This is a genomic window from Flavobacterium amniphilum (assembly GCF_023634845.1).
GTDB lineage: Bacteria > Bacteroidota > Bacteroidia > Flavobacteriales > Flavobacteriaceae > Flavobacterium > Flavobacterium amniphilum.
The window spans coordinates 36,216-60,704 of sequence record NZ_JAMLJL010000019.1 but is presented as its reverse complement, the minus strand read 5'-3'; the positions used below and the strand labels follow the sequence as shown (position 1 = coordinate 60,704).

The 24,489-nt window shown below is 36.8% G+C and carries 26 protein-coding genes, 3 tRNA genes and 2 riboswitches; of the genes, 16 read left to right on the top strand and 13 right to left on the bottom strand.

Features of this window, described 5'->3' with window-relative positions; translation table 11 throughout:
- A complete protein-coding gene (locus NAT51_RS17055; protein ID WP_250600847.1) occupies positions 1-1,032 on the bottom strand; it encodes an iron ABC transporter permease in 1,032 nt (343 codons plus the stop codon).
- Position 1,033: 1 nt separating this feature from the next.
- On the bottom strand, positions 1,034-2,176 hold the full coding sequence (locus tag NAT51_RS17050) for an ABC transporter substrate-binding protein (RefSeq protein WP_250600845.1): 1,143 nt from the start codon (positions 2,174-2,176) through the stop codon (positions 1,034-1,036).
- A 94-nt stretch (positions 2,177-2,270) separates the two neighbouring features.
- Here NAT51_RS17050 and NAT51_RS17045 point away from each other — a divergent pair, with 94 nt between their 5' ends.
- From NAT51_RS17045 to NAT51_RS16980, 14 genes are all read left to right on the top strand, one after another.
- Positions 2,271-2,633: a DUF5522 domain-containing protein gene (locus NAT51_RS17045; protein WP_250600843.1), complete on the top strand. Its 363-nt coding sequence runs from the start codon at positions 2,271-2,273 to the stop codon at positions 2,631-2,633.
- Between the two features lie 17 nt (positions 2,634-2,650).
- Positions 2,651-3,157 carry a bifunctional adenosylcobinamide kinase/adenosylcobinamide-phosphate guanylyltransferase gene (cobU, locus tag NAT51_RS17040; protein WP_250600841.1) on the top strand — a complete coding sequence of 169 codons (507 nt, stop codon included), beginning with the start codon at positions 2,651-2,653 and terminating at the stop codon, positions 3,155-3,157.
- Between the two features lie 4 nt (positions 3,158-3,161).
- Positions 3,162-3,809, top strand: coding sequence for a Dph6-related ATP pyrophosphatase (locus NAT51_RS17035; protein WP_250600839.1), 648 nt, complete (start codon positions 3,162-3,164; stop codon positions 3,807-3,809).
- A 9-nt stretch (positions 3,810-3,818) separates the two neighbouring features.
- Positions 3,819-5,504 (top strand): nicotinate-nucleotide--dimethylbenzimidazole phosphoribosyltransferase, encoded by a 1,686-nt coding sequence (cobT, locus tag NAT51_RS17030; RefSeq protein WP_250600837.1) that lies wholly within the window; start codon positions 3,819-3,821, stop codon positions 5,502-5,504.
- Positions 5,504-6,301, top strand: coding sequence for an adenosylcobinamide-GDP ribazoletransferase (locus NAT51_RS17025; protein WP_250600835.1), 798 nt, complete (start codon positions 5,504-5,506; stop codon positions 6,299-6,301). The genes cobT and NAT51_RS17025 overlap by 1 nt, the downstream gene beginning before the upstream one ends.
- Positions 6,286-6,807, top strand: a complete 522-nt coding sequence (cobC, locus tag NAT51_RS17020) for an alpha-ribazole phosphatase (protein WP_250600833.1) — start codon at positions 6,286-6,288, stop codon at positions 6,805-6,807. The genes NAT51_RS17025 and cobC overlap by 16 nt, the downstream gene beginning before the upstream one ends.
- A gap of 166 nt (positions 6,808-6,973) precedes the next feature.
- Positions 6,974-7,173: riboswitch (cobalamin riboswitch) on the top strand.
- A gap of 28 nt (positions 7,174-7,201) precedes the next feature.
- Positions 7,202-9,040, top strand: coding sequence for a TonB-dependent receptor plug domain-containing protein (locus NAT51_RS17015; protein ID WP_250600831.1), 1,839 nt, complete (start codon positions 7,202-7,204; stop codon positions 9,038-9,040).
- Positions 9,037-10,098, top strand: coding sequence for a DUF5074 domain-containing protein (locus NAT51_RS17010; RefSeq protein WP_250600829.1), 1,062 nt, complete (start codon positions 9,037-9,039; stop codon positions 10,096-10,098). The genes NAT51_RS17015 and NAT51_RS17010 overlap by 4 nt, the downstream gene beginning before the upstream one ends.
- A gap of 25 nt (positions 10,099-10,123) precedes the next feature.
- Positions 10,124-11,416: a T9SS type A sorting domain-containing protein gene (locus tag NAT51_RS17005; RefSeq protein WP_250600827.1), complete on the top strand. Its 1,293-nt coding sequence runs from the start codon at positions 10,124-10,126 to the stop codon at positions 11,414-11,416.
- Positions 11,417-11,422: 6 nt separating this feature from the next.
- Complete coding sequence (locus NAT51_RS17000) at positions 11,423-12,391, top strand: T9SS type A sorting domain-containing protein (RefSeq protein ID WP_250600825.1); 969 nt, start codon at positions 11,423-11,425, stop codon at positions 12,389-12,391.
- A gap of 10 nt (positions 12,392-12,401) precedes the next feature.
- A complete protein-coding gene (locus NAT51_RS16995) occupies positions 12,402-13,397 on the top strand; it encodes a T9SS type A sorting domain-containing protein (RefSeq protein ID WP_250600824.1) in 996 nt (331 codons plus the stop codon).
- Between the two features lie 107 nt (positions 13,398-13,504).
- Positions 13,505-13,709, top strand: a riboswitch (cobalamin riboswitch).
- An 80-nt stretch (positions 13,710-13,789) separates the two neighbouring features.
- Complete coding sequence (locus NAT51_RS16990) at positions 13,790-15,706, top strand: TonB-dependent receptor plug domain-containing protein (RefSeq protein ID WP_250600822.1); 1,917 nt, start codon at positions 13,790-13,792, stop codon at positions 15,704-15,706.
- Positions 15,707-15,801: 95 nt separating this feature from the next.
- Complete coding sequence (locus tag NAT51_RS16985; protein WP_250600820.1) at positions 15,802-16,080, top strand: hypothetical protein; 279 nt, start codon at positions 15,802-15,804, stop codon at positions 16,078-16,080.
- Positions 16,081-16,082: 2 nt separating this feature from the next.
- Positions 16,083-16,607 carry a DUF4252 domain-containing protein gene (locus tag NAT51_RS16980; RefSeq protein ID WP_250600818.1) on the top strand — a complete coding sequence of 175 codons (525 nt, stop codon included), beginning with the start codon at positions 16,083-16,085 and terminating at the stop codon, positions 16,605-16,607.
- Between the two features lie 28 nt (positions 16,608-16,635).
- Here NAT51_RS16980 and NAT51_RS16975 read toward each other — a convergent pair whose 3' ends face one another.
- The 5 genes from NAT51_RS16975 to NAT51_RS16955 are packed head-to-tail and all read right to left on the bottom strand — an operon-like array spanning position 16,636 to position 20,844.
- Positions 16,636-17,079, bottom strand: a complete 444-nt coding sequence (locus NAT51_RS16975) for a sterol desaturase family protein (RefSeq protein ID WP_250600867.1) — start codon at positions 17,077-17,079, stop codon at positions 16,636-16,638.
- 1 nt (position 17,080) lies between these two features.
- On the bottom strand, positions 17,081-17,578 hold the full coding sequence (locus NAT51_RS16970; protein ID WP_250600816.1) for a hypothetical protein: 498 nt from the start codon (positions 17,576-17,578) through the stop codon (positions 17,081-17,083).
- A gap of 12 nt (positions 17,579-17,590) precedes the next feature.
- Entirely contained in the window at positions 17,591-18,430 is an 840-nt protein-coding gene (locus NAT51_RS16965) for a phytoene/squalene synthase family protein (protein WP_250600814.1), read from the bottom strand.
- Positions 18,431-18,434: 4 nt separating this feature from the next.
- A complete protein-coding gene (locus NAT51_RS16960) occupies positions 18,435-19,895 on the bottom strand; it encodes a phytoene desaturase family protein (protein WP_250600812.1) in 1,461 nt (486 codons plus the stop codon).
- Positions 19,896-19,944: 49 nt separating this feature from the next.
- Positions 19,945-20,844: a MerR family transcriptional regulator gene (locus NAT51_RS16955; RefSeq protein ID WP_250600810.1), complete on the bottom strand. Its 900-nt coding sequence runs from the start codon at positions 20,842-20,844 to the stop codon at positions 19,945-19,947.
- A 79-nt stretch (positions 20,845-20,923) separates the two neighbouring features.
- Between NAT51_RS16955 and NAT51_RS16950 the strand changes: the two genes are divergently transcribed.
- Positions 20,924-22,057, top strand: coding sequence for a lycopene cyclase family protein (locus tag NAT51_RS16950; RefSeq protein ID WP_250600809.1), 1,134 nt, complete (start codon positions 20,924-20,926; stop codon positions 22,055-22,057).
- Here the strand turns inward: NAT51_RS16950 and NAT51_RS16945 are convergent.
- From NAT51_RS16945 to NAT51_RS16935, 3 genes are all read right to left on the bottom strand, one after another.
- Positions 22,055-22,136 (bottom strand) — tRNA-Leu (locus tag NAT51_RS16945). The two genes, NAT51_RS16950 and NAT51_RS16945, sit on opposite strands and share 3 nt — an antisense overlap.
- Positions 22,137-22,174: 38 nt before the next feature.
- Positions 22,175-22,247, bottom strand: a tRNA-Lys gene (locus NAT51_RS16940).
- Positions 22,248-22,280: 33 nt separating this feature from the next.
- A tRNA-Lys gene (locus NAT51_RS16935) sits at positions 22,281-22,353 on the bottom strand.
- 127 nt (positions 22,354-22,480) lie between these two features.
- On the opposite strand from NAT51_RS16935, the gene NAT51_RS16930 reads away from it, so the two are divergent.
- On the top strand, positions 22,481-22,996 hold the full coding sequence (locus tag NAT51_RS16930) for a shikimate kinase (RefSeq protein ID WP_250600807.1): 516 nt from the start codon (positions 22,481-22,483) through the stop codon (positions 22,994-22,996).
- On the opposite strand, the gene NAT51_RS16925 is transcribed toward NAT51_RS16930, so the two are convergent.
- From NAT51_RS16925 to NAT51_RS16915, 3 genes are read right to left on the bottom strand one after another with little or no spacing between them, the layout of a single operon-like run.
- Positions 22,988-23,485 carry a phosphoribosyltransferase domain-containing protein gene (locus NAT51_RS16925; protein WP_250600805.1) on the bottom strand — a complete coding sequence of 166 codons (498 nt, stop codon included), beginning with the start codon at positions 23,483-23,485 and terminating at the stop codon, positions 22,988-22,990. The two genes, NAT51_RS16930 and NAT51_RS16925, sit on opposite strands and share 9 nt — an antisense overlap.
- Positions 23,482-24,072: a methyltransferase gene (locus tag NAT51_RS16920; protein WP_250600803.1), complete on the bottom strand. Its 591-nt coding sequence runs from the start codon at positions 24,070-24,072 to the stop codon at positions 23,482-23,484. The genes NAT51_RS16925 and NAT51_RS16920 overlap by 4 nt, the downstream gene beginning before the upstream one ends.
- Positions 24,059-24,451 carry an RNA-binding S4 domain-containing protein gene (locus tag NAT51_RS16915; protein ID WP_250600801.1) on the bottom strand — a complete coding sequence of 131 codons (393 nt, stop codon included), beginning with the start codon at positions 24,449-24,451 and terminating at the stop codon, positions 24,059-24,061. Before NAT51_RS16915 ends, NAT51_RS16920 begins: the two co-directional genes overlap by 14 nt.
- Positions 24,452-24,489 lie beyond the last annotated feature (38 nt).

Below are 24,489 nucleotides of genomic sequence, written 5' to 3'. Positions count from 1 at the left end.
CTAGTTCACTATTTTCCGTTTTCTGATTAACAGCCAAACCACAACCGGCGCCCCGAAGATCGAAGTAATGGCATTGATGGGCAGGGTGATTTCCATGCCGGGCATTTGTGAAATCACATCACAAATGAGCATAATTCCGGCCCCGATTAATAAGGTGCTCCAATATAAAATATAATGGTTACTGGTCTGGAAAAGTAACTTGGCTAAATGGGGTACTGCTAATCCCACAAAGGCAATCGGTCCTGCAAAAGCAGTAATACTACCGGCTAAAATACTCGTGGCAAATATGATAATCAATCGGGTCTTTTTGAAATCCAAACCTAAACTGCGGGCATAATTTTCACCCAACAACAAAGCATTTAACGGTTTAATGCACAATAGGCTCATCAGTAAGCCTATACACACCGAAACAGCCAGTATGCATATGGAAAGCCAGGAAAGGTTTCCTAGATTCCCCAATGACCAGAAGGTAAATTTCTGCAATTGCTCCACCGAACTGAAAAAGGTCAGAATACCCACAATTGCACTGGTAAAACTCCCGAACATAAGTCCAACAACTAAAATAGCCATGGTGTCACGCAGTTTCTGTGAAACAACCAATACCAATAATAAAACAGCAAAACTCCCTAATGTGGAGGCTATTACAATTCCGTATGAAGATACTAAAATACGATTCAGAAACGGAGGTAATAACCCGGCTCCTAATATCACAAAGGCAACACTTAAACTGGCCCCGGAACTTAACCCCAATACATCGGGACCTGCCAGTGGATTCCGGAATAAGGTCTGCATCAGTAAACCACTCACGGATAGTCCCATGCCTACTAATATAGCGGTAATGGCTTTGGGTAAACGGTAATTGATAATGATGTATTCCCAGGTAGACTTACTGGCCTGTCCGCCGGTTAAACTGTTCACCACATCTTTGAACGGTATTGTTACCGAACCAAAACTGATGTTCACCAGTAAAAGCAGTATAAGTCCTAAGCCAAGTAACAGGAATAATAAGGTATTTCGTTTCTGGTTTGCCAATTTACTTCAGTTTTTCTGCAAAGGTTAGTGTATAATCAGGTAACAGATCAGGGTGGAATATCTTAATGTAATCTTTTAATACTAAATCAGGACGGCTGGGTGCCATTTCATAGTAAATGGTTCCGCCGGTTGCGCCTAATTTGCTTTCAAAAGTGTATACATTCTTTTTCCCGAAGGCATCAAACTGACTGTAATGGGTATTGCTGGCCGCTAAATCATTTAAGGTCCTGAATGTCCCGGCTGCTATCCAGATATCGGCATTTTTGGCTTTTTCCAATACCTTTTCGAATGGCAAGCCTAAACTTCCGGTTCCTTCCACATCGGCCCATAAATAATTGGACTTGGCGTCTTTCAGGAATTGGGCTACCCAACTGTTGCCTTTGGCTACAAACCATTGGTCCTGATACATGTTCCCGTATAAAACGGTTGCTTTTGCCTGTTTGCCTTTTACCGATGATAAAGCTTCATTGTATTCTTTTACGATAGTATCAAATAACTGATCCGCTTCTTTTTCCTTTCCGAATAAAGCAGCATATAACTTTAACCATTCTGCTTTACCTAATGGGGATTGTTCCATCCAATCGCCCTGTATCATCACTTTTAAACCGCTTTTTTCCAGGTTCTTGATCATTGGGTTACTGTTGTCAACCCCGAAAGTAACAATTAACTCAGGTGAAAGGTCAATCAGTTTTTCCATGTTCAAACGCTCATTCTGTCCCACGTTCTTAACAATGCCTTTGTCAATTAGCGCTCTTGTTTTTACAGATGAGATATAATCGGTATGCGGGAAGCCAACCAACTTGTTTTCCACGCCCAGCATTTCAAGGAAAGGTACATTGGTTGTGGAAGTCACTACGATCGATTTTAACGGAACCGGTATGGTCGTGTATTGTTGTAAACTGTCCGGGATAACTGTATTCTTCTCCTGAAGGACATAAGTAAAATCCCTGTTGGCATCCGGCCACGGGTTGGTCACTTTTACTACCGAATAACCGGAATATTTGTGAATGGAAAGTCCGCTGGCATATTGAATTACTTCTTCCGAAGCAATAGTTTTTACGGTTTCTGTTTTTTCGTTTTGTTTGCATCCAACCGTTACTGCAAAAAAGGAAATAAAAAGGGCTTTATAGAGAAAAGTCTTCATTAGTTTGTGTTTATTTCCCGCAAAGGTAAAAGAATTTGCAAAAAAATTCGGATTCTTTTTTAGTCCAAAAATCGACAAACACTATCTTTACGGCATGAATACCATTCGTGTTAAAAAATGTTCGACCTGTAAAACCGAGTTTAATTGCGGGGATACTTTGGCTGTCAGTAGATGCTGGTGTAATGATTTTCCGCCCATTTTTGCTCCTTCTGATGTGATCGATTGTTTGTGTCCGGAATGTTTTAAAGAAGCCTGCTCGGTTAAGATTGAGGAATATGTCCAAACCCTTACTCCCGAATCAGCACCAGACAATAAAGCCAAGGATTTACCTCAAACGAATAATCTCATCGAAGGAATCGATTATTACCTGGAAAACGGCAAATATGTTTTTAAACCTTGGTTTCATTTAAAAAGGGGACATTGCTGTAAGAATGGTTGCAGACATTGTCCGTATTAATACAAAGACTTACTATAATGATTTATCTGATAACAGGAGGGGAACGCTCCGGAAAAAGCAGTTACGCTCAGGATTTGGCCCTGAAACTTTCATCAAATCCAATATATGTGGCGACGGCCAGAAAATGGGACGGCGACTTCCAGAAAAGGATTGACCGCCATCAGGCTGAAAGGGATGAACGCTGGATCAATGTCGAAAATGAAAAGCTCCTGAGTGAGATAGACTTCTCGGGTAAAGTAACAATCGTCGATTGTGTGACGTTGTGGCTAACCAATTTTTTTGTGGATACCAAAAATGATGTGGCCTTAAGTCTTGAACAGGCTAAAGCCGAATTTGATGCTTTGGTCCAACAGGAAAATGCAACTGTTATTATCATTACAAACGAAATAGGAATGGGTGTACACGCCGAAACGCACATCGGACGTAAATTCACTGAATTGCAGGGCTGGATGAATCAATATCTGGCTAAAAATGCAGATGAAGTGGTATTGATGGTTTCCGGGATTCCGGTTAAAATAAAATAAGGAAATGAATTTTATGACTTCCTGGAGTGGCGGAAAGGATTCCTGCTACGCTATGATGAAAGCAGTTGCCTCGGGCTTAAAACCGAAGGTGCTACTCAATATGATGAATGAAAACGGAAAGGTTTCACGCTCCCACGGATTACCACTGTACATTTTGAAACAGCAGGCAGCAAAAATGAATCTGCCCATTGAGACAATTCCGGCTACCTGGAATGATTATGAATCCAAGTTTATTGAGGCCTTACAAAAGCTGAAAAAGAATTATGGTCTGGATGCAGCTGTTTTCGGAGATATTGATTTGCAACCACACAGGGATTGGGAGGAAAAGGTATGTAAAGCAGCCGGATTGGAAGCAATTTTACCGTTGTGGCAACAGGATAGGGTAGCATTGGTCAAAGAAATGATTGAGGGAGGCATACAAACCATGATTGTATCCTGTAATGTCCAAATGGGAGAAGCTTATCTGGGTAAAATCATGACATTGGAACTGGCTGAAGAATTAGAAGCAAAAGGAATTGATCCTTGTGGCGAAAATGGTGAATTCCATACCATGGTGATGAATTGCCCGTTATTTACCGAAGCGATAACATTGCCGGAACACACAACACAAACCTATAACGATTACTGTTTTATCGTTTGGGAAACCAATTAAATTGAAAGTATGAGTTATTTGGATGATATATTAAAATCACGCCGGGATACCCGACATTTTGAAAGCGACGCCGTACTGGATGAGGTTCTGGAGAAGGCTTTACAGGCGGGACATTGGGCGCCTTCCGTTGGTTTGACCGATGCTACAAAGTATTATATCATCAAAACTCCTGAACTGAAGAAGGAAATTAAAAACCTGTTCTTGGAATATGATGAAAAAGCAGCTAATCAAACCGATAACTCTTCCCAAAAGCAACAATATAAATCGTTAAAGCTCGAAGCGATTGAAGAAGCACCGCTCGGATTGATTATCTGCTACGACCGCTCGGTACTCAATAATTTTACGATTGGAACTGTAGGCAGTAATGAAGCGATTAAATTCAGTGCCGTATGTTCCGCACAAAATATCTGGCTATCATTAACTGAACAGGGTTATTCCATGGGATGGGTTTCAATCCTGAATTACTACCAATTCAAAAAACTAATCGGATTACCCGAACATATTGAGCCCCTGGGCTATTTCTGTGTCGGTAAGCCGTCAACTGATTATGACAACCAACCCATGTTGCAGCAATTGAATTGGAAACAGAAAAGTGAACGCCCATTTGTAGAAGAAATTACCCTAATGCATCTGGATAAGTCGCAAACTGAAGAATTACCGAATGCAAAAAGTAATGAAGACCATACTCTGGAATCTAAATTACAGCATAAAATTGATAACAAAACCAAACCAACGGGTGCACTGGGGGTTTTGGAAATTCTGGCAAAGCAAATCGGAATCGTTTTCCAATCCTTAACTCCTGAAATTAAACAACCCAATATTGTGGTTTTTGCTGCCGATCACGGTATCGCGGCACATGGTGTGAGTGCCTATCCGCAGGATGTAACGCGTCAGATGGTGACAAATTTCCTCGAAGGCGGTGCTGCCATTAATGTTTTCTGTGAACAGCATGGTATTGATTTGTCAATTGTAAACGCAGGAGTGAATTATGATTTTCCGCCTAATGCCAAACTGATTGCTGCTCCAATTGATAAAGGAACGCAGTCTTTTTTACACGGCCCGGCTATGACTAAAAGCCAAATGGAACTTTGTTTTGAAAAAGGAAGTTTCATTGTTTCTGAAATTGCTAAAAAAGGAAGCAATTGTATCGGTTTTGGTGAAATGGGTATCGGAAATACCTCTACTGCATCGGTTTTGATGAGTATCATTGCCGGAATTTCCATTGAAGAATGTGTTGGTAAAGGAACAGGCGTCAATGATGAGAAATTGAAATTCAAAAGTGATATTCTCAGGAAAGCTATTGAGTCCTACCGAGGACAGGATGATTTAGAGGGTAAATTAGCGTATTTTGGCGGATTTGAAATTCTCCAGATGGCCGGCGGAATGCTGGAAGCGTATAAAAATAACATGTTGATTCTGGTGGATGGTTTTATTTGCAGTGTGGCTTTTCTGATTGCCTATACAAAAAGGCCTGAAATCATTAAAAATGCGGTGTTTAGCCATCAATCTGCCGAGCAGGCGCATACTAAATTATTAAGTTATATGAATGCCAAAGCTGTTTTGCAATTGGATTTACGTTTGGGAGAAGGAACCGGCTGTGCGATTGCTTTTCCGATCATTCAGTCGGCTGTAGCATTTTTGAATAAGATGGCTAGTTTTGAAAGTGCCGGAGTCAGCAATAAAGAAAGAATTTGATGAAAAAAGAACTCGATATATTTTTTACGGCGTTGATGTTTTACACCCGGATTCCCTGTCCGAAGAACATCGATCACAATCCTGATTATCTTAATAAAGCATCACGATATTTTCCTTTGGTGGGATGGATAGTGGGTTCGGTTACTTTTGGAGCGTTTTGTTTGTTTAATTATCTTATCGGACCTGAAATAGCTGTTTTGCTTTCGATGATTGCTTCCATTTTGGTTACGGGAGCTTTCCATGAAGATGGTTTTGCAGATGTGTGTGATGGTTTTGGTGGTGGATGGACTAAAGAGAAAATACTTCTGATTATGAAAGACAGTGCCATCGGAGCTTATGGTGCCATCGGTGTTGTTTTGCTGTTACTACTGAAACTGATGTCAGTTAACATGCTCCTCAAAATCACCGGAATACCGACTCTGAATTTGTACATTACTTACTTATTGGTATTTGTTACAGGACATTCTTTGAGTAGATTAGCTGCTGTTTCCATTGTGTTTACACATGAATATTCACGTGATGATGCGACCAGTAAAAGCAAACCGATTGCCCAAAATTATACCTGGCGGGAAGTAGTGGGCGCCTTCTTTTTTGGTTTGTTACCATTATTTATCTTGTCATATTTTCAATGGCAATTGATTTTGGTGTTGGTTCCTCTCTTTTTGATGCGGATTTATCTGGCCCGTTATTTCCAAAAATGGATTGACGGTTACACCGGAGATTGTTTAGGTGCCACGCAACAGGTTTGTGAGGTTGTTTTTTATTTATCTGCGATTGCAATATGGAAATTTATTTAGTCCGTCATACCGAAACCGTTAGTGAAAAAGGGGTTTGCTACGGCCAGACTGATGTGGAATTGCGCCAGCCATATATTCAGCAGTTCAAGGAAATTAAAGATAAATTGCCAAAGCAGGCTTTGTTTTATTCGAGTCCGCTGCAACGTTGTACCATTTTGGCCAATTTTATATCTTCTTCTGATTATAATGTCGATAAGCGATTGATGGAAATGGATTTCGGCAGTTGGGAAATGAAAAAGTGGGACGACATCCCATCTGATGAAATTGACCCATGGATGAAAGATTTCGTGAATGTAAAGGTATCAAGAGGTGAATCATTTGTCGAATTGCACAATAGGGTTTTAACGTTTATTGATGAAAAGTTAACCGATGTGCAGCAACCTGTCGTTATTGTCACCCATGCCGGTGTGATCAGAAGTTTTTTATGCAAACATATGAACCTCGATCTGAAAGATGCTTTTTCAAATAAAGTAGATTTCGGACAGGTAATTAAAATTATAGTTTAAATTATGGATACTACTTCAAATGAATTCATGTACGCCGTTTATACCATCGTTTTTTTACATGTTGTGGTTATTTCAGTGATACTTTATAAAAGATTGAAAAAGAAAAAGAAGTAATCTTTTGCTTAAATATTTTTAATAGGATTAGGATTACATTTAAATAATGCTAATTTTGCATCCGAATTTTGGTTGTTGTTTGAGAATTTTTCAAACAGCATTAAAAGGGAATCAGGTGAAATACCTGAGCTGTACCCGCAACTGTAAGCTATAAAGCTTGTTATTAACTACAATACCACTGCTCGCTCAGGCGAATGGGAAGGTGAATAACAAGACGCAAGCCAGGAGACCTGCCTAAGTTCATTTAATTATCAAATCTTCGGGAAAAAAGATTTAGAAAATGGACATGAAAAATCTCTTAACGGTTTGGGTTACCTTATTGTGCTATGTGGTATATGCGCAGCAAACTCCTGTTATACAGCTCGATGAGGTTCTGGTTTCTGATGTATTACTTAAAAAATTTACCGGAACACAATCGCTGCAGGTTTTAAATGATTCTGTTTTAAAGAAGAATCAACCGCTCTTAACCCAATTATTGAATTATAATACCGGTATTTATTTTAAAGAATATGGCTTGGGGATGACTTCTTCGGCTTCATTCAGGGGAACAACTGCTTCACAGACAGCCGTTATCTGGAACGGAATCAATATTAATTCCCAACTTTCAGGACAAACTGATTTTAACACACTCAATGCTTCCGATTATGAATCGGTTGCCGTACGTACGGGCGGAGGAAGTGTGATCTATGGAAGTGGTGCCATCGGTGGTAGTATACATCTCAATTCTGATTTCAGCTTTAAAAATACTTTCAGGAATTCACTGCATATTGATTATGGGAGCTTTGCAACCCGATTACTCAATTATTCATTGAAAACCGGAACTAATCAATTGTTTTTTGGTACTTCCATTACGCGGACTGATTCGGAAAACGATTATGATATCATCGGAACCAACCGTAAAAATCTGAACGGGTCATTTTATAATACCACTGCCAATATCACTTTTGGTTATAAAATCAATCCGAAGAATATCCTTAAATTTTATAGCAATATTTTTGACGGAGAACGTAATTTTTCGTTAATCTACCCAACCGAAACTCCTACAAAATACAATAACCTCAATGCCAGAAACCTTCTGGAATGGAATAGTATTTCAGGGAAGTTCAATTCTAAATTACGCTTGGCATTTTTGAATGAAAAGTACCGTTATTTTGCCAATAGCAACAATGATAACTTTTCTTTCGGTAAGGTAGAAACACTTGTGGCGAAGTACGATTTGGAATTCAATCTGTCAGACCACATAAAATTGAATTCCGTAGCCGATTTTACCCAAAACAAGGGAAATGGCTCTGATATTGAAAATAAAACCCGACATATAAGTTCACTTAATCTGATGTTTAGCCATAAGATTAGACAATTTCTCTATGAAGTTTCATTAAGACAGGAAGTAACCACGAATTACAAAAGTCCTTTTTTGTATTCCGGAGGTCTGAAATACAAATTCTTGAATTGGTACTCTTCACGGTTGAATGCGTCAAAAAACTTCAGAATTCCTTCCTTCGATGATTTGTATTGGATAAATAGCGGGAATCCAAACTTACAACCAGAAACTTCGCATCAATTGGAATGGGGAAACGAATTTATGTTTAAAAATTGGTCGGTCGAACTGGTCGGGTTTTTTAATGATATTGAAAATATGATCCGTTGGGTGCCGGCTGGTCCGGTCTGGACGCCTATCAATATTGATGAGGTTCAATCTTACGGTGCGGAAGCAAAACTCAACGGAAGTAAGAAGATTAAAAACCATCAGTTTTCTATTACCGGAACTTACGGTTATACGGTTTCTGAGAATAATGAAACAAAAAAGCAATTGATGTATGTTCCGTATCATAAAGCTACTTTGTCATTGGCCTATAATTATAAAAAGCTTTCGGCGTATTACCAGAATATGTTCGTGGGTGAGGTTTTTACACGTTCCGATAACAATCCACTTTATAATCTTAAAGAATACAACGTGTCAAATTTTGGCACCGACTATGATTTTGGTAAAAAAAATAACTACAAAATTGGCTTGAAAATCCAAAATGTCTGGAATGAAAAATATGAAAATGTGGAAGGACGTTTCATGCCGGGCAGAAACTTCAATATGTATGCAATCATAAATCTAAATAAATCATGAAATCAATAGGTAAATTATTTATTACTGTGGCTTCTCTATCACTTTTCTTTGTCTCCTGTAGTGATGACAGCGATTCGGGACAGAAACCTTTAGGCGATTACGAGAAAGGTTTTTTTGTTCTGAACGAAGGAAATAGTAATCCTTCAACGGCTTCGGTGACTTTTATCGGGGATAACGGCGCAATCGAACAAAATGTCTTCGGAAACGTCAATCCAAACGAAATAGGAATGGGAAGTTATCTGCAATCCATGTTTTTTGCCGGAGATAAGGCTTTTATCATTTCGGGTTCTGCAAACAAAGTGACGGTTGTTGATCGTTATACTTTCAAATATCTGGCTTCGGTTACCACAAATCTGGAAAATCCACGATATGGCGCATTGGTCAATGGAAAAATATACATTACCAATTATGCTGATTATTCGACAGGTGCCGATGATTTCTTAACGGTTGTCGATCCGTTGAATTATTCTACCACAAAAATTCTGTTGAACAATTGGTCTGAAAGAGTATTGGAGCATAACGGGAAGCTTTATATCGCCAATGGTTATTACGGAAGCGGTAATTCAGTTACGGTTTTTAATACAACTACCGGAACTGCTGATAAAGTAATCAATCTGGGAACTTCAAATTCCCCTAATTCAATGGAAGTTAAAGACGGAATTTTATATGTATTGGCATCAAACGATTCCGATCAGGGAACTATTTTCAGAATCAATCTCACAACGAACGAAGTAGTTTCTTCGGTAGAAGTTCCAGCCGAAATAGAAAACCCGAAACAGCTGGATATCGAAAACGACAAAATTTATTTCACGGCCGGAACTTCGGTATATAATCTGGGAATCAATGCGACATCGGTTGCCACAACTCCGGTAATGTCATACAGTTCAACATCAGCTTGGGGACAGATGTACGGATTTAAAATCCAAAACGGTAAAATCTACATTGCCGACGGTGGTGATTTTGCATCAGACAGCAAAGTATATCAGTATTCGGCTGCCGGGAGTCTGTTAAATACGTATACGGTGGGTGTTGGTCCAAATGGTTTTTACTTCCAATAATTAATTCAATTTTTAAGTACATAATATGAAAAATAAATACTTCTTTTCGATCATTCTTTTAATCTTAAACCTTTCAGGTTTTTCCCAATCTTTTTTAGATGGAATTTTAGTTCTAAATGAAGGGAATTTTGGAAGTAATGCTGCTTCAGTAAGTTTTATTAATGGAAGTAATCAGGTTACTAATAATATTTTTGGAAGTGCTAATAATAATGCTTCACTTGGAGATGTTGGACAATCAATGGCTATTCACGATGATAAAGCTTATATCGTTTTAAATGGTTCAAATACAATCAAAGTCGTAAACTATGAAACTTTTGAATTAATAGCAACAATTAACATTGGTGTAACATTTCCGAGACATATGGCTTTCCATAACAACAAAGCTTATGTAACCTGTTGGGGAGATGGTTATGATCCATCGGATGATTATTTAGCAGTTATAAATTTGACTACTAATTTGGTTGAAAGTACAATTCCAATGGCAGAAGGTGTTGAAACAATAGAAGTTGTAAACAGCAAATTATATGTGGCTCACACTGGTGGTTATGGATATGGAACAACTGTTTCAGTTATAGATATTCCTTCTTATACCATTTCTTCGATTACTGTTGGAGATCTTCCAAATTCAATGATTGTTAATGGTAATTATTTGTATGTATTGTGTAACGGAATGCCAAGTTGGTCAGGTCAACCTGAAACTCCGGGAAGAATAGTGAAAATTGATTTGTCCAACAATTCCATTGTGCAAAATTTACCCTTTGCAGGAATTACACATCCGAGACATTTAATTGCTGATGCTACAAACCTTTATTATACAGTAGGCGATTATATTTATAAAATGCCTTTTACGGATGTCGTATTACCTGCAAACCACTTTATCGATACTCCGGTTGTTGCTGATGAGTATTCAGGAATTTATGGATTAAACCTTATAGATAATAAAATATATGTTGCAGATGCCAACGGATATGCTGCGCAAGGGTATGCCCATGTGTACAACAACGCCGGAGTTTTGTTGAATACATATACATTGGGAAATATCCCGAATCATTTTTACAAATCGAAAGAAAGCAGTCTTGGCAATGATGACAACACATTAGGAACATTTACGGTTTATCCGAATCCGGCAGTTTCAACTGTTTTTATTACTACCGATAAAAATACTGAAGTAACACTTTATGACATGACTGGGAAGATGGTCAAAAAAGAATCGTACACACTTTCAGGAATTGATGTGTCAAATCTGCAAAAAGGGATTTACCTCATGGAAATCAATTCTGATAATCAAAAGCAGGTCGTAAAACTGGCCGTAAAATAAATTCAAATGCCGAAACATACTTTTTTGCTAATTCCAGTATTGTTTGCAGCCATTCAGGCTACGGCACAATCTTATGCTCCGGCTGCAGGACTTTCGGGTTCTACAGCTTTGCATAAGAATGACGTTTCTTTTGTGGCATGGGCCAAAAATGTCAGTATTATACGCGGTTATAAAAAAATAACCGATCCTTCTTTAGGTTTGGTAACAACTGGTGTTGCGGAAAATGCCATTGGTTTTCCAACGGGAGCCGTGGTAAGTCTTGGCGATGGTGGAGAAGCGATTGTTACGTTCAATAAACCAATTATCAATGGACCTGGATTTGATTTTGCAGTTTTTGAAAATGGAAATATAGGGTATCTGGAGCTGGGTATTGTGAAGGTGAGCTCTGACGGGATTAATTTTTTTGGGTTCCCGAATCACAGCCAAACACCAACCAATGCCCAGATCGGAACCTTCGGAACTCCTTCCGCATCCTTTTTACACAACCTGGCAGGGAAGTACGAAGGTAGTTACGGCACACCTTTCGATTTGAATGATATTCCGGATAATCCTCTTTTGGATAAACAAAAAATAACACATGTGAAGATTATTGATGTTGTGGGTAGTATTGATCCGGCTTATGCGACTTACGACAGTTTCGGAAATGCCATCAACGATTCCTATCCAACGCCTTTTGATTCCGGAGGCTTCGATTTGCAAGCGGTGGGCGTAATTCATCAACAAGTTTTGGGTACTGATGATTTCGAACAAAAACTGTTTTCATTTTACCCGAATCCGGCAAGTGAAACTGTCTTTTTCGATATGACTCTGGAAGCTGAAATTAAATTATATGATTTATCAGGCCGATTAGTGAAAGTAATTGTTGAAGATATTCATGATTCCATTAAAGTCTCGGATTTGCCAAACGGGGTTTACATCATTGAAATCACTTCGGATCTAAAGATAAAAAGAGAAAAATTAATTATTAAACACTAAATAACACTTTATGAAAAAATTACTATTACTTTCAGTAGGTTTGGCTACAGGCCTTATTAATGCACAATCGTATCCACCACCAGCGGGTCAGACCGGTTCAACAGCCATTCATTATACCAGCGGTTCTTTTGTGGCGTGGGCAACCGGGGCAACCATTACCAGAGGAAAGCAGGACATTTCCAATGGAAGCAGTTCTTATGCTTCTTTCGGAACAGCAAGTGAAGCTGTGGGTTCACCTAACGGAAGTACGATGACGGTTGTAAGCCTTGGGGATGGCGGAAATGCAGTTGTTACTTTTGCACAGCCAATTACTGATGGAAGCGGATACGATTTTGCAGTTTTTGAAAACAGTTTTTCAGACACATTTTTGGAATTGGCTTATGTCGAGGTAAGTTCAGACGGAACAAATTTTTTCAGATTTCCTGCGCACAGTGAAACACAGACATCAACCCAAATTGGCGGTTTTGGATCTGTCGACTGCCGATATCTGAACAATTTGGCAGGGAAATATAAATTAGGTTATGGAACTCCGTTTGATTTAGCAGATATACCAAATAATGCCTCATTGAACAAAAATGCAATTACACATGTGAAAATCATCGATGTGGTTGGTTCGATTAATGCTTCGTATGCTACATACGACAGCTATGGTAATAAAGTGAATGATCCTTTTACAACTCCGTTTGCATCGGGAGGATTTGATTTAGATGCTGTTGGTGTTATCAATCAGGGAAGTTCTTCAAGAATGTCACCTGAAAATGTTGTAGCTAGACCATTCTCTGTCGAATTCAAATTTTATCCAAATCCGGCAACTGATGTGGTATACTTCAAATCTAACGCTCCTTTTTCGGTAAAATTATATGACATTACCGGAAGAACAGTTAAAGTATTGGAAGAAGGAAATCATGAACAGTTAACCGTTACAGGATTACCGTCAGGAAACTATTTACTTGAAGTAATCAACGGAGATGAAAAAATTGTAAAAAATATAATTGTCAGACAGTAAGCTTAATGTGGTAGTATTTGACTTACAAATTTCTGATTTCTTTAAATTTTTTTCAAAAATAGAATTTAAAAAGAAGGAAAATTTGCATAATTCATAATTGTAAGACTATATTTGCGTCCGTATTGGGTTTGCATGTTTATTTTTTTCAAACAGCATTAAAAGGGAATTAGGTTCAAAACCTAAGCTGTACCCGCAACTGTAAGCTATCAGGCTTGTTGTTATCTACAAACCACTGTCTCGTTTTTTATAACAAGATGGGAAGGTAAACAACAAGACGCAAGCCAGGAGACCTGCCCAGTACAACGAGTATCAAACTTTCGGGAAAAAAGGTTTGGGTATGGGTAAATTCTATACTTTTCTCCCATTTTAGTATTACAAACGTTTAGTTAAAAATGAACAAAAAGATTACATGGGTCGGTGCTTTTGTATTGGCTTCACTTGGTGTATTTGCACAGGAAAACGATTCTATCCGTAATTTGGATGAAGTGGTTATTTCCGATTCAAAATTTGCTTTGCCTAAAGAAAAATCAGGTAAGGTTGTAGTTAAAATTTCGGCTGAAGATTTAAAAAAGAGACAAGGTCAGTCATTGGCAGCTGTTTTAAGTACGGTTGCGGGCTTGGAAATCAACGGAAACCAAAGCCGTAATGGTAAAGATCTGGGCTATTTTATCCGTGGAGGCAGAAATCACCAGACTTTAATTTTGATTGACGGAATTCCGGTAACCGATGCTTCCGGAATTAGCTTGTCTTTTGATTTAAGATTACTTCCTGTTGAACAGGTTGAAAGTATCGAAATCATGAAAGGAGCTTCAAGTACATTGTACGGAACCGGTGCAGCTACGGGTGTGATCAACATTACATTGAAAAAAGCAGCTAAGAAATCATTTCAAGGGAATGCTTATTTGAATATGGGAACACAGGAAACTGTTAACCATAAGCATAACTATGAGCCGGCTGAATTCAATCAGGGATTCTCTGTAGGCGGAACTTTGGAAAAATTCAATTATTCGGCAGCTTTGAACACGACTTATGCAAATGGTATTTCTGAAGCAAAACCGGCTAATGAAAATACTTTGTTTGAAGACGATGCATTTTCAAGAGTGAATTCTGTGGTTAAAGTTGGTTTTACACCTACCAAAAAACTTTCGTTTGACTTTTTTGCCAACTATGACAGAATGAAAAACGAATTTGACAATGGGTCATTTACAGATAATACGTCAAACTTCAGTACATCAGAGCAGTACAGAGTTGGTTTTTCACCAAAGTATAAGTACAGCAAAGGAGAATTTGTAATCAATTCAGGAGCAAATCTTATCACAAGAGATTTCTTTTCTTACGGATCTCCGTCTGAATACAAATCAAGAAGTGTAAATTCGGATGTTTTCAATAAGTATGAGGTTTCAAAACAGTTTTTCGTTGTAACCGGAACGCAAATTCAGTTCCATGATATGTCAAACTGGAGTCCGTACGGATCTATAGCTAAAGAGTATGCAAGGTTTAATATGATTGATCCTTATGCTACTGTTGTTTATAATTCAGATTTCGGTTTTAATTTGAATGCCGGTGCCCGTTACAATATACATAACAGATTTGGAAATAATCTAGTGTATAATGTGAATCCGTCTTACAGTTTGTTTGATTCTAAACTTAAAGTATTGGCTTCATACAGTACTGCATTTGTAACACCAAGTTTATACCAGTTGTATTCTCCATACGGTGACGGAAATCTGAATGCTGAAGAAGACGCTACAGTTGAAGCTGGTTTTGAAGTAAATTTATTGGATAAAAAAGTTAGTATTAATGCAGTTGCTTTCCATAGAGAGGAAAAAAATGCAATTGGATTTGATTTGATTACGTATAAATACTTCAATGTTGACGGTATTAACAATGTGAAAGGTGTTGAAACTATGGTTTCTTATGCGTTGAATGACAAAATAAAATTCAATGCAAATTACACGTTTACCGAATTACAAAAACAATCAAGAATTTTGAATCCGAAACACAAAGCAAATGCTTCAGTAGATTTTACAGCCACTTCGCGTTTAGGAATTAATTTAGCTTACCAATTTGTTGATAAGAGAATTACTGAGTATACAGTTTATGACCCAATTACCTGGACACCAACTTTGGTAAGAGAAACATTAAAAGATTACCAATTGGTTAATGCCAATGTACGTTATGCTTTAGTAAAGAATAGAGTAAATACTTTTTTAGCAGTTGATAACGTTTTAAACAAAGATTTTGTGGAAGCCAGAGGTTACAGTACAAGAGGCAGAAACTTCAAAATAGGATTCAGTTTCTTATTTTAGGAAATATTGAGTTTTTTGTTTGTCCCGGTTTGCGTAAGCAGGCCGGGATTTTTTTATACCGAATTTTCTCGTTATCTTGTACAAAAATATTGATTATGAGTGAGAAGGCTAAAATAAGTAAAACACTGGTTTGGAGTCTGATTTTATTTTCGGTGCTGGGAATATACGGTTTGATTGCTTTTTTCTCCGGAAATATCGAATCCCAATCGGCTAAAAATGAATTGGGTACCTTTAAAACACCTGAAGAAGCGTTTGAAGAGACTCAGAAAGCCTTGAATTTATTATCTGAAAATATTAATTCTGGCATGGAAAATGCTCAGTATATTAATGAATACGAAAACACAAAGAATAAAGTGTTCAAAAAAGAAAAATAGATATGAAAAAGATAGTATTGTTATTTGCTTTAATGATTTTGTTGCCATTTTACAGTAGTGCGCAAACCGTTTTTGATAAGTATGATAACCAGGATAATGTTACGGCAGTAATTGTCAATAAAAAGATGTTTGAGTTGATGAGTAAAGTCAAAATGGAGAGTAAGGAAGATTTAGCTTATTTGAGTCTGATCAAGAAACTTGAAAACCTTAAAGTATATAAAACAGCAAGCCCAAAGACCGGTTCTGATATGCGCTCAACAGTTGATAAATATTTATCCGGTGCGAGTATGGATGAATTGATGCGTGTGAATGAAAACGGAAAAAATTCCAAGATTTTTGTAAAATCAATTGGAGGAAGCAGTAATGTAAGTGAATTGTTGATGTTTATTGAAGGAACAGGAGCAAAAGGAAATGAAACTGTTTTAATGTCTTTAACCGGGGATTTCAATATCAATGAGATTTCATTATTGACAAAACGTATGAATTTGCCAGGAAGTGAAGAACTGAATTCTGCTGTAAAAAAATAAAAATAAAAGCGACCTGAAGGTCGCTTTTTTAATGCTTGAAATATTTTCGGGGGACAACTAACATTCCGAAGCATTCTCCATCTTCCTTCCCAATATGTTTGTGATGCATTTTATGAGCTCTTCTGACAGCTTTTGCATAAGAGTTATCAATATTTCTGAAAAGCTTAAACCGCTGGTGTATAAAAATATCATGGACGATAAAATAGGCCAAACCATAAGCAAAAATTCCAATACCAATTGCTAATCCAGTTTTAAGAATGTCATTTTTCCAAAGCAGGAAAAAACCAATACTTATAGCTGCATAGAACAGAAAAAAAGTATCATTACGTTCAAACCACGAATTGTGGTCTTTTTTATGATGATCAGCGTGTAAATGCCATAAAAAACCATGCATGATGTATTTGTGACTGAACCAAGCCATGAATTCCATGAAGCAGAATGTAAATATAAAAACCAGAATATTAATCAGCATATCAGTGTTTTTCTTTTTTGAATGAATAATCATGCCTTTTTATCCAGGTGGAAGTTCCATCAAATTTTACATCTTTACTGATTGAAAATTTTGATTTATCCAGCGAATAAGTCGTTCGTAATAATGCTTTCTTTTGGTCATTTCCATCATTTCCATCAACTTCGGTAACTATTATTATATTGTTTTTTGTTCTTTTGATTGAAGTTATTCTGTCATTGTTTAATTCCTGACCGTTCAAAGCTATTTTTAAAGTATCAATTGAATTGGCTTTTGGTTCTTTTGGGTATATGTTTTTATAAAGAAAATGATTTGAATTGATAAAACTTACTTCAATATTAGCCGGCATTGTGTAGGGTTTATTTGTCTGGTAATCCAAATAGGTCAAAGTCCCTTCCCATTTACCAATAAGATTTTTTAAATCTTTTTCCGGATTCAGTTTTTGCGATAATCCAACAAATGTACTGAAAAGGAAGGATGTCAATATGATGAATGTTTTCATGATACTTTGTGTTTAGAGTAAATTCAGACGGTATTTCAGGTAACAATTAGCCAATAATCCCATTTTTTGGTAATCCGGTACTCGTATTCGGGTGTTTTTAATTTCTGCTGAAGGTGTTTTTTTAAGTTTAGACAATAGTTTTTTATAGTAGATGTAGGCTGTGTAAACGCCAAACTTAGCTTCTATGGGTAAATTTTTGATGCCTTGGAAACCAGCAGCGAAATCGGCTTCAATTTCTTTAATAATTCTGTTTTTTGCTTCTTCATTCAGGTTTTTCAAATCAGTATTCGGGAAATACGTTCTGTTTAAATCTTCATAATCAGCTTTTAAATCCCTCAAAAAATTTACCTTTTGAAAAGCAGATCCCAATCGCATTGCCGAATGCTTTAGTTTTTCATATGATTCTGAATTACCTTTTACGAAAACTTTTAAACACATCAGGCCTACAACATCGGCACTTCCGTATATGTAGTCCTCATATTCTTCTTTTGTAGTGTAAAAGTTTTTGATTAAATCTTGTTTCATGCTGCTCATGAATGCCTCAATCAAATTGTGTGGTATTTGGTGTTTGTAGACTGTATTTTGAAACGAATTCAATATTGGATTTAAACTGATTCTATCCGTTAAGGCAGCTTTTAAATCTGTTTCAAACCGCTCAAAGAGCTCTTGTTTATTGTAATCATGAAATGAATCGACAATTTCATCTGCCAGACGGACAAAACCATAGATATTGTAAATATCCTGACGAATACTTGGTGCCAACATTTTTACTGCACCGGCAAAGGAAGTACTGTAAGATTTTGTGACTATCTTGCTGCAATCGAAGGATACTGTATCAAAAAGTGATTTCATGTTATTATGAATATTTCTGAATTAATTCTGCTGCTAACTTACCCGAAATTAATGATGGGGGGACTCCGGGACCAGGAACTGTTAATTGTCCTGTAAAATATAAATTCTTTACTTTTTTACTTTTTAATTTAGGTCTGAGAAAAGCGGTCTGTAGCAAAGTGTTTGCCATGCCGTATGCATTTCCTTTATAGGAGTTGTAATCTTTAATAAAATCATTAACACAGTAGGATTCATGAAATAAAATACTGCTTTTGATTTCCTGATCCGTAAGTTGTTCAAATCGTGAAATGATTTTCTTAAAATAAAGATCTCTTATTGCTGGCGTGTCTTTTAAACCCGGAGCTAACGGAATTAAAAATATTCCGGCTTCTTTTCCTTCGGGTGCTGTGCTTCTATCTGTTTTTGAGGGAAAACTTGCATAAAACAATGGATTTTCTGGCCAATGTGGTTCATCATAAATTGCTTTTGCGTGTGCATCAAAATCGGTGTCAAAAAATAGAGTATGATGTTCGGTGTTTTTTATTTTTTTATCGAAACCAACATAAAAAAGTAACGATGAAGGGGCAAAAGTCTTCTTATTCCAGTAATTTTCAGTGTATGACCGGTGTTTTTCTTCCAATAAACTTTCTGAATGATGGTAATCAGCTCCTGACAGTATTACATCAGTTTCTATTCTCTGCCCGTTGACCTGTAAGGCGGTCACTTTGCCATTTCCGACTTCAATTTTCTCCACATTGGAGTTGGTTTTTATGGTTACGCCTAATTCTTTGGCCATTTTTTCCAATGCTTTAACAACACTGTACATTCCTTCTTTTGGGTGAAAAGTTCCCAAACCGAAATCTGCATAATTCATAAAGCTATAGAAGGCAGGTGTTTTAGAAGGTTTAGCGCCTAAAAATAATACTGGGAATTCAAGAATTTGAATGATTTTATCATTTTTAAAACGGCTTCTGATTTCTTTTGATACTGTACTGAAGAATTGGGTTATTTTTTTTGCTGTTTCGAAGGTAACCAATTCAAAAGCTGACATTCCCGGACGGTAAACCAAATCTTTTATGGCGATTTCATAATTGCTTTTAGCTTCTTTGAGAAACACATCCAGTTTAGCTCCGCTTCCGGCTTCAATACTTTCAAATGTTTGCCTGATTTTGTCTTGGGTGTCATCAATTGTAACAGAATCACTTTTTCCAAAATATACCTGATAGGCAGGGGAAAGTTTAATTAGGTCATAATAATCAGCAGGGGCTTTGCCAAAATCTGAAAAAAAACGTTCAAATACATCAGGCATCCAATACCAGGTTGGACCAATATCAAATGTAAAACCTTCTTTTTTTAGTTGTCGTGCTCTTCCTCCAACCGTTTCATTTTTCTCATATACCGTAACTTTCCAGCCTCCGAGAGCTAAATAGCAGGAAGCGGCAAGGGATGAAAACCCAGATCCGATTATGGCAATTTCTTTTTTCATAATTTTGTTTAACAAATATACAAAAAAGTTAAACAAAATAGATTTTCAATTATTTAATTGTTTCAATCGCTTCTGGTATTGAGTAAAAAGCTCTTATTTTTTCAGACAGAAGATTTGTTTTTATGTTAGTTGCCAATCTGCCTAAAATCCAAAATTCTGAATTATTATCAAGGATTTCCTGTTTTAGGAATTGGATATAATTTGTGATGGAATCACTACTGGGTTCAACGGTCCAATAGCTGGCAAAAACTATATTTTTAAAATATTTTTGTACGTCTTTCAGATTTTCAGAAGGAATACTTTCTCCAAGATATACTGTATGGCATCCGTGTCTGATTAATTCGTAGTTGAGATATAGCAGTCCAATTTCATGAATTTCATTTTGTGGTAAGTATAAAATGTAGGTTTTGTTGTTGGTTACCGGTGTTTCCAATTGGACTTTCTCGGTATTAAGAATTACTTTTTGTCTAACCAGATGGCTGATAAAGTGTTCGTGGGCGGGTGTAATAGTGTCTGATTGCCACAATAATCCGATTTCATCTAATAAAGGAATGAATATTTCTTTGAAAATATCATGAAATGGTTTTTCAAAAAGCAAGTCATTGTAGGTTTTTAAAAATTGTGACTGATCGAAATTCATCATGGCCATTTTAAATTCACTTATTGCATGATGATTGACACTTTTGTCTGATATGATTGCTCTGGCTATTGCCGGTATCTCTTCATTGGAGTATTGTGCTATTTTGGATATTTTGTAGCCATGATTGTGGAGTAAAACTACATTTAGTAATTTCTGAAGATTTTGTGCATCATAAAGTCTAATATTGGTTTCAGTCCGCATGGGATGTAAAATACCATACCTTTTTTCCCAAATACGGATAGTGTGTGCTTTAATGCCGGATAAATTTTCTAAATCTTTAATGCTGAAAACCGACTTGATATTGTTCATTCTTTTTGACTTTACATTAAACAAATTTAAAGATTAAATTTTTTCATTTACTTATATTTGTTAAATATCTAAAAAACAGATGCGCTACGATTTCATATTTTCGGGAATGGGTTTGTCCAGTCTGATGATTTTGCATAAAATGATTCAGTCTGATCTTTGTAGTGGAAAAGATATTCTGATTATTGAAGCTGAAAAGGAAAAGCATAACGACCGAACCTGGTGTTTTTGGGAAAAGGGCGAAGGTCGATGGGATTCTTTGCTTAAAAAGAGATGGGAACAAGCTTATTTTGTTGCTGATGATATCAAGGTAAATTGCCTTAAGGATGGTTATGAGTATAAAATGCTGGAATCAAAATCGTTTTATGATTTGGTTTTAAACGAAATCAGTCAAAATGATAGGATTCAGGTTGTTCATGAAAAGATGGTTTCTTTTTCTGAAAAAGAAGATTTTGTTTGGATTGTAACGGAAGAGAATCATTATGAGGCCAATTATTTTTTCAATTCGGTTTTAAATAAGAGTGAATTTATTGAGAATATTAGGTATCCCTTGTTGCAACAGCATTTTGCAGGTTGGTTTGTTCGGTCTGAATCGGCTGTTTTTGATGATAACAAAGCTGTTTTTATGGATTTTTCAGTCGGGCAGAAGGGAAATACCAGGTTTATGTATGTTTTGCCTGTATCGGCAAGAGAAGCTTTGGTAGAGTATACATTGTTTTCGCCTGATTTGATTGCTCAGGGAGAGTATGAAATAGAAATAGAAGGATATTTGAAATCACAAGGCATTGCTGAATTTACGATAGTTGCTAAAGAGAAGGGGAATATCCCGATGACTGCATATCCATTTTGGAATAAAAATTCAAAACGGACATTGTATATTGGAACTGCTGGTGGCTGGACAAAAGCCAGTACCGGTTATACGTTTAAAAACTCTGATAAATTATCTGATAGGGTAATAGGGAGAGTTAAAGTTGGTAAAATCGATTTCAGAGATTTTAAAAAAGCTGAAAGATTCACTTTTTATGATAGCTTGTTTGTAAAAGTTCTATTTGGTGAAAATTCTATTGGAAAGAATCTTTTTACCGGAATGTTTTCAAAAGTAAGCCCGGAAAAGATTTTACGGTTTCTGGATGAAGAATCTTCAATCGTTGAAGAAATTGAAATTATTTGGGCCTGCCCTAAATGGCCTTTTATAAAGGCGCTTTTTAAAAAGTGACCACGATCAGATTCGAACTGACACGTCTTGCGACACCACCCCCTCAAGATGGCGAGTCTACCAATTTCTCCACGTGGCCATAAACAAAAAAAGTCAAACATTTCTGTTCGACTTTTGTGACCCCGCTGGGGCTCGAACCCAGGACCCCATCATTAAAAGTGATGTGCTCTACCAACTGAGCTACGGAGTCATTGCTTTCAGGAAATTAATTCGGTCAAATTTGTGACCCCGCTGGGGCTCGAACCCAGGACCCCATCATTAAAAGTGATGTGCTCTACCAACTGAGCTACGGAGTCAAAATCATTTCCTGATTGCGGGTGCAAATATAATACCTTATTTTTAACATTTCAAAGGAAAATGATAATAAATTTGTCTTTTTTTTAAAATGATTTTCAAAGTGTTTATTTATAGGGATTTATAATTATGAAAAAAATTGTCTTAGTAGGGTACATGGGCTCGGGTAAAACAAAAATTGGCCAACTTCTGGCGGAAAAACTCAATTTACCTTTCCAGGATTTGGATTTTTTAATCGAAAATGAGCTTCAAAAATCGGTTATGGAGATATTTTCTGATGAAGGAGAAGTGTTTTTTAGGAAAAAAGAACACGAAATTTTCAAAAAAGAGATAGAAAAAGACTTTTCTTATATATTAAGTACGGGTGGAGGTACACCTTGTTATGCAAATAATCATTTATATCTTCAAAATGAAGATGTCTTTTCGGTTTATCTGAAAGCGAGTATACCGGTTTTAATAGGAAGGCTTAAAAACGAAGTTTCAAACCGTCCTTTGTTGAAGAATCTGAATGACGAGGAAACGTTTGAGTATATAGCCAAACATTTATTTGACAGAAACTATTATTACAGTCAATGCAAATACACCATTATGGTCGATGATAAATCACCGGAAGAAATAGTTGCCGAAATTGAAAGCTTATTCTAAATAAGCGTGGTTGTTGTTTTCTTCAAATACGACCTGAACATGTTCTAGTATGGATGTCGAAAGTGAAATTCCTTTGAAATCGGCTTTTACAGGGTATTTTTTATGATTTCGGTCTACAAGTACTGCTGTTTTGAATTTCTTTAGCGGTACGTCAAGAAAATGGCGTACACCATATATTAAAGTAGTTCCCGAATTCAATACATCATCAACTAATATTAATCCCTTTTCAGTATACTGGCTTTTATCAATAGAAGTGGTGATAACTGAATTGGGATTCTTTTTGTCGATCATCACTTCGCATAAAATTACATTAAGAGAAGAAACCGCTTGCAATGCTGCCGACAGTTTTTGCGCAAAAACCAATCCATTTCCATGAATTCCTGCAATCACAATCTCTTTTTCATCAATGAAAGTTTCGTAGATCTGGTATGCAATACGTTTAATTTTATAATCGATTTCCTGATGGCTTAAGATGATGTTTTGGTTCATGGTGTTGTTTTTTTGGTAAAGATAAAAAAGAGTTCGTTTTCCTGACGGGGTTTGATGGAATTATGGGCGGTTTCCAATGTCTTTATTTCAAATAACCCGGAAAATAAATGAATGTATTCTTCTTTGCTGCCGCCAAAAGGAGGTCCGGCCTCTGTTAACGGAAATTGAAATAATAAACCGGCGATTTTTCCTTTCTCTGATAGGAGTTGATACATTTTTTGAACATAATCCTTTCTTAAGTCCGGCGATAAGGCACAAAAAAAGGTTTGCTCGATTATTAAATCATATTGTCTTTCGTGTGTAAAAAAATCCGCATGCAAAATGTTTTTATGGTAGGATTCGGGTATTCTTTTTTTTAGGTTTTCGACCGGATTTTCTGCATAATCCAATACCGTTACGTTTGTAAAGCCTTGACTAATCAGGTATTCAAACTCATAGCTATTGCCGCATCCGGGGATAAGAATCCGGATGTTTTTGTTTTTAATCTGGTCAAAATATTCTTTTAACGGAGTTGTTATATCTCCTGCATCCCAGGGGAAATCATTTTTATGGTATCTGTTTTCCCAATATTCCTTATTCAGTATCATTGTCTTCTTCGTTAAAGCCGAATTCAAAATCGTCTAAATCACGGCGGTCTTTCTTGGTTGGTCTTCCTTCACCGAATTTCCGGTAATGCGCTTTGGAAAGTTTCAGCATTTCCAAGTGCTCAAAAGCTTCAGCAGGTGTTTCATCAATTCTGTACAGGTCGACCAGTTTGGCCCCAACGCGGTTATCGGGAACAGCCAGTACCTTAATAATATAAGTAATCTGGTCTCTCCTGAAAGTGATTTTATCTCCCGGGAGTATATCTTTGGAAGGTTTTGCTACATTTCCGTTAAGGGTAACCTGGTTTTTTTTACAGGCTTCGGTGGCCATATTCCGTGTTTTGTAATAACGGACGCACCACAAGTACTTGTCAATTCGCATAAATTTTAAAAAACTACGTTAAAATTTAAAACAAAAAT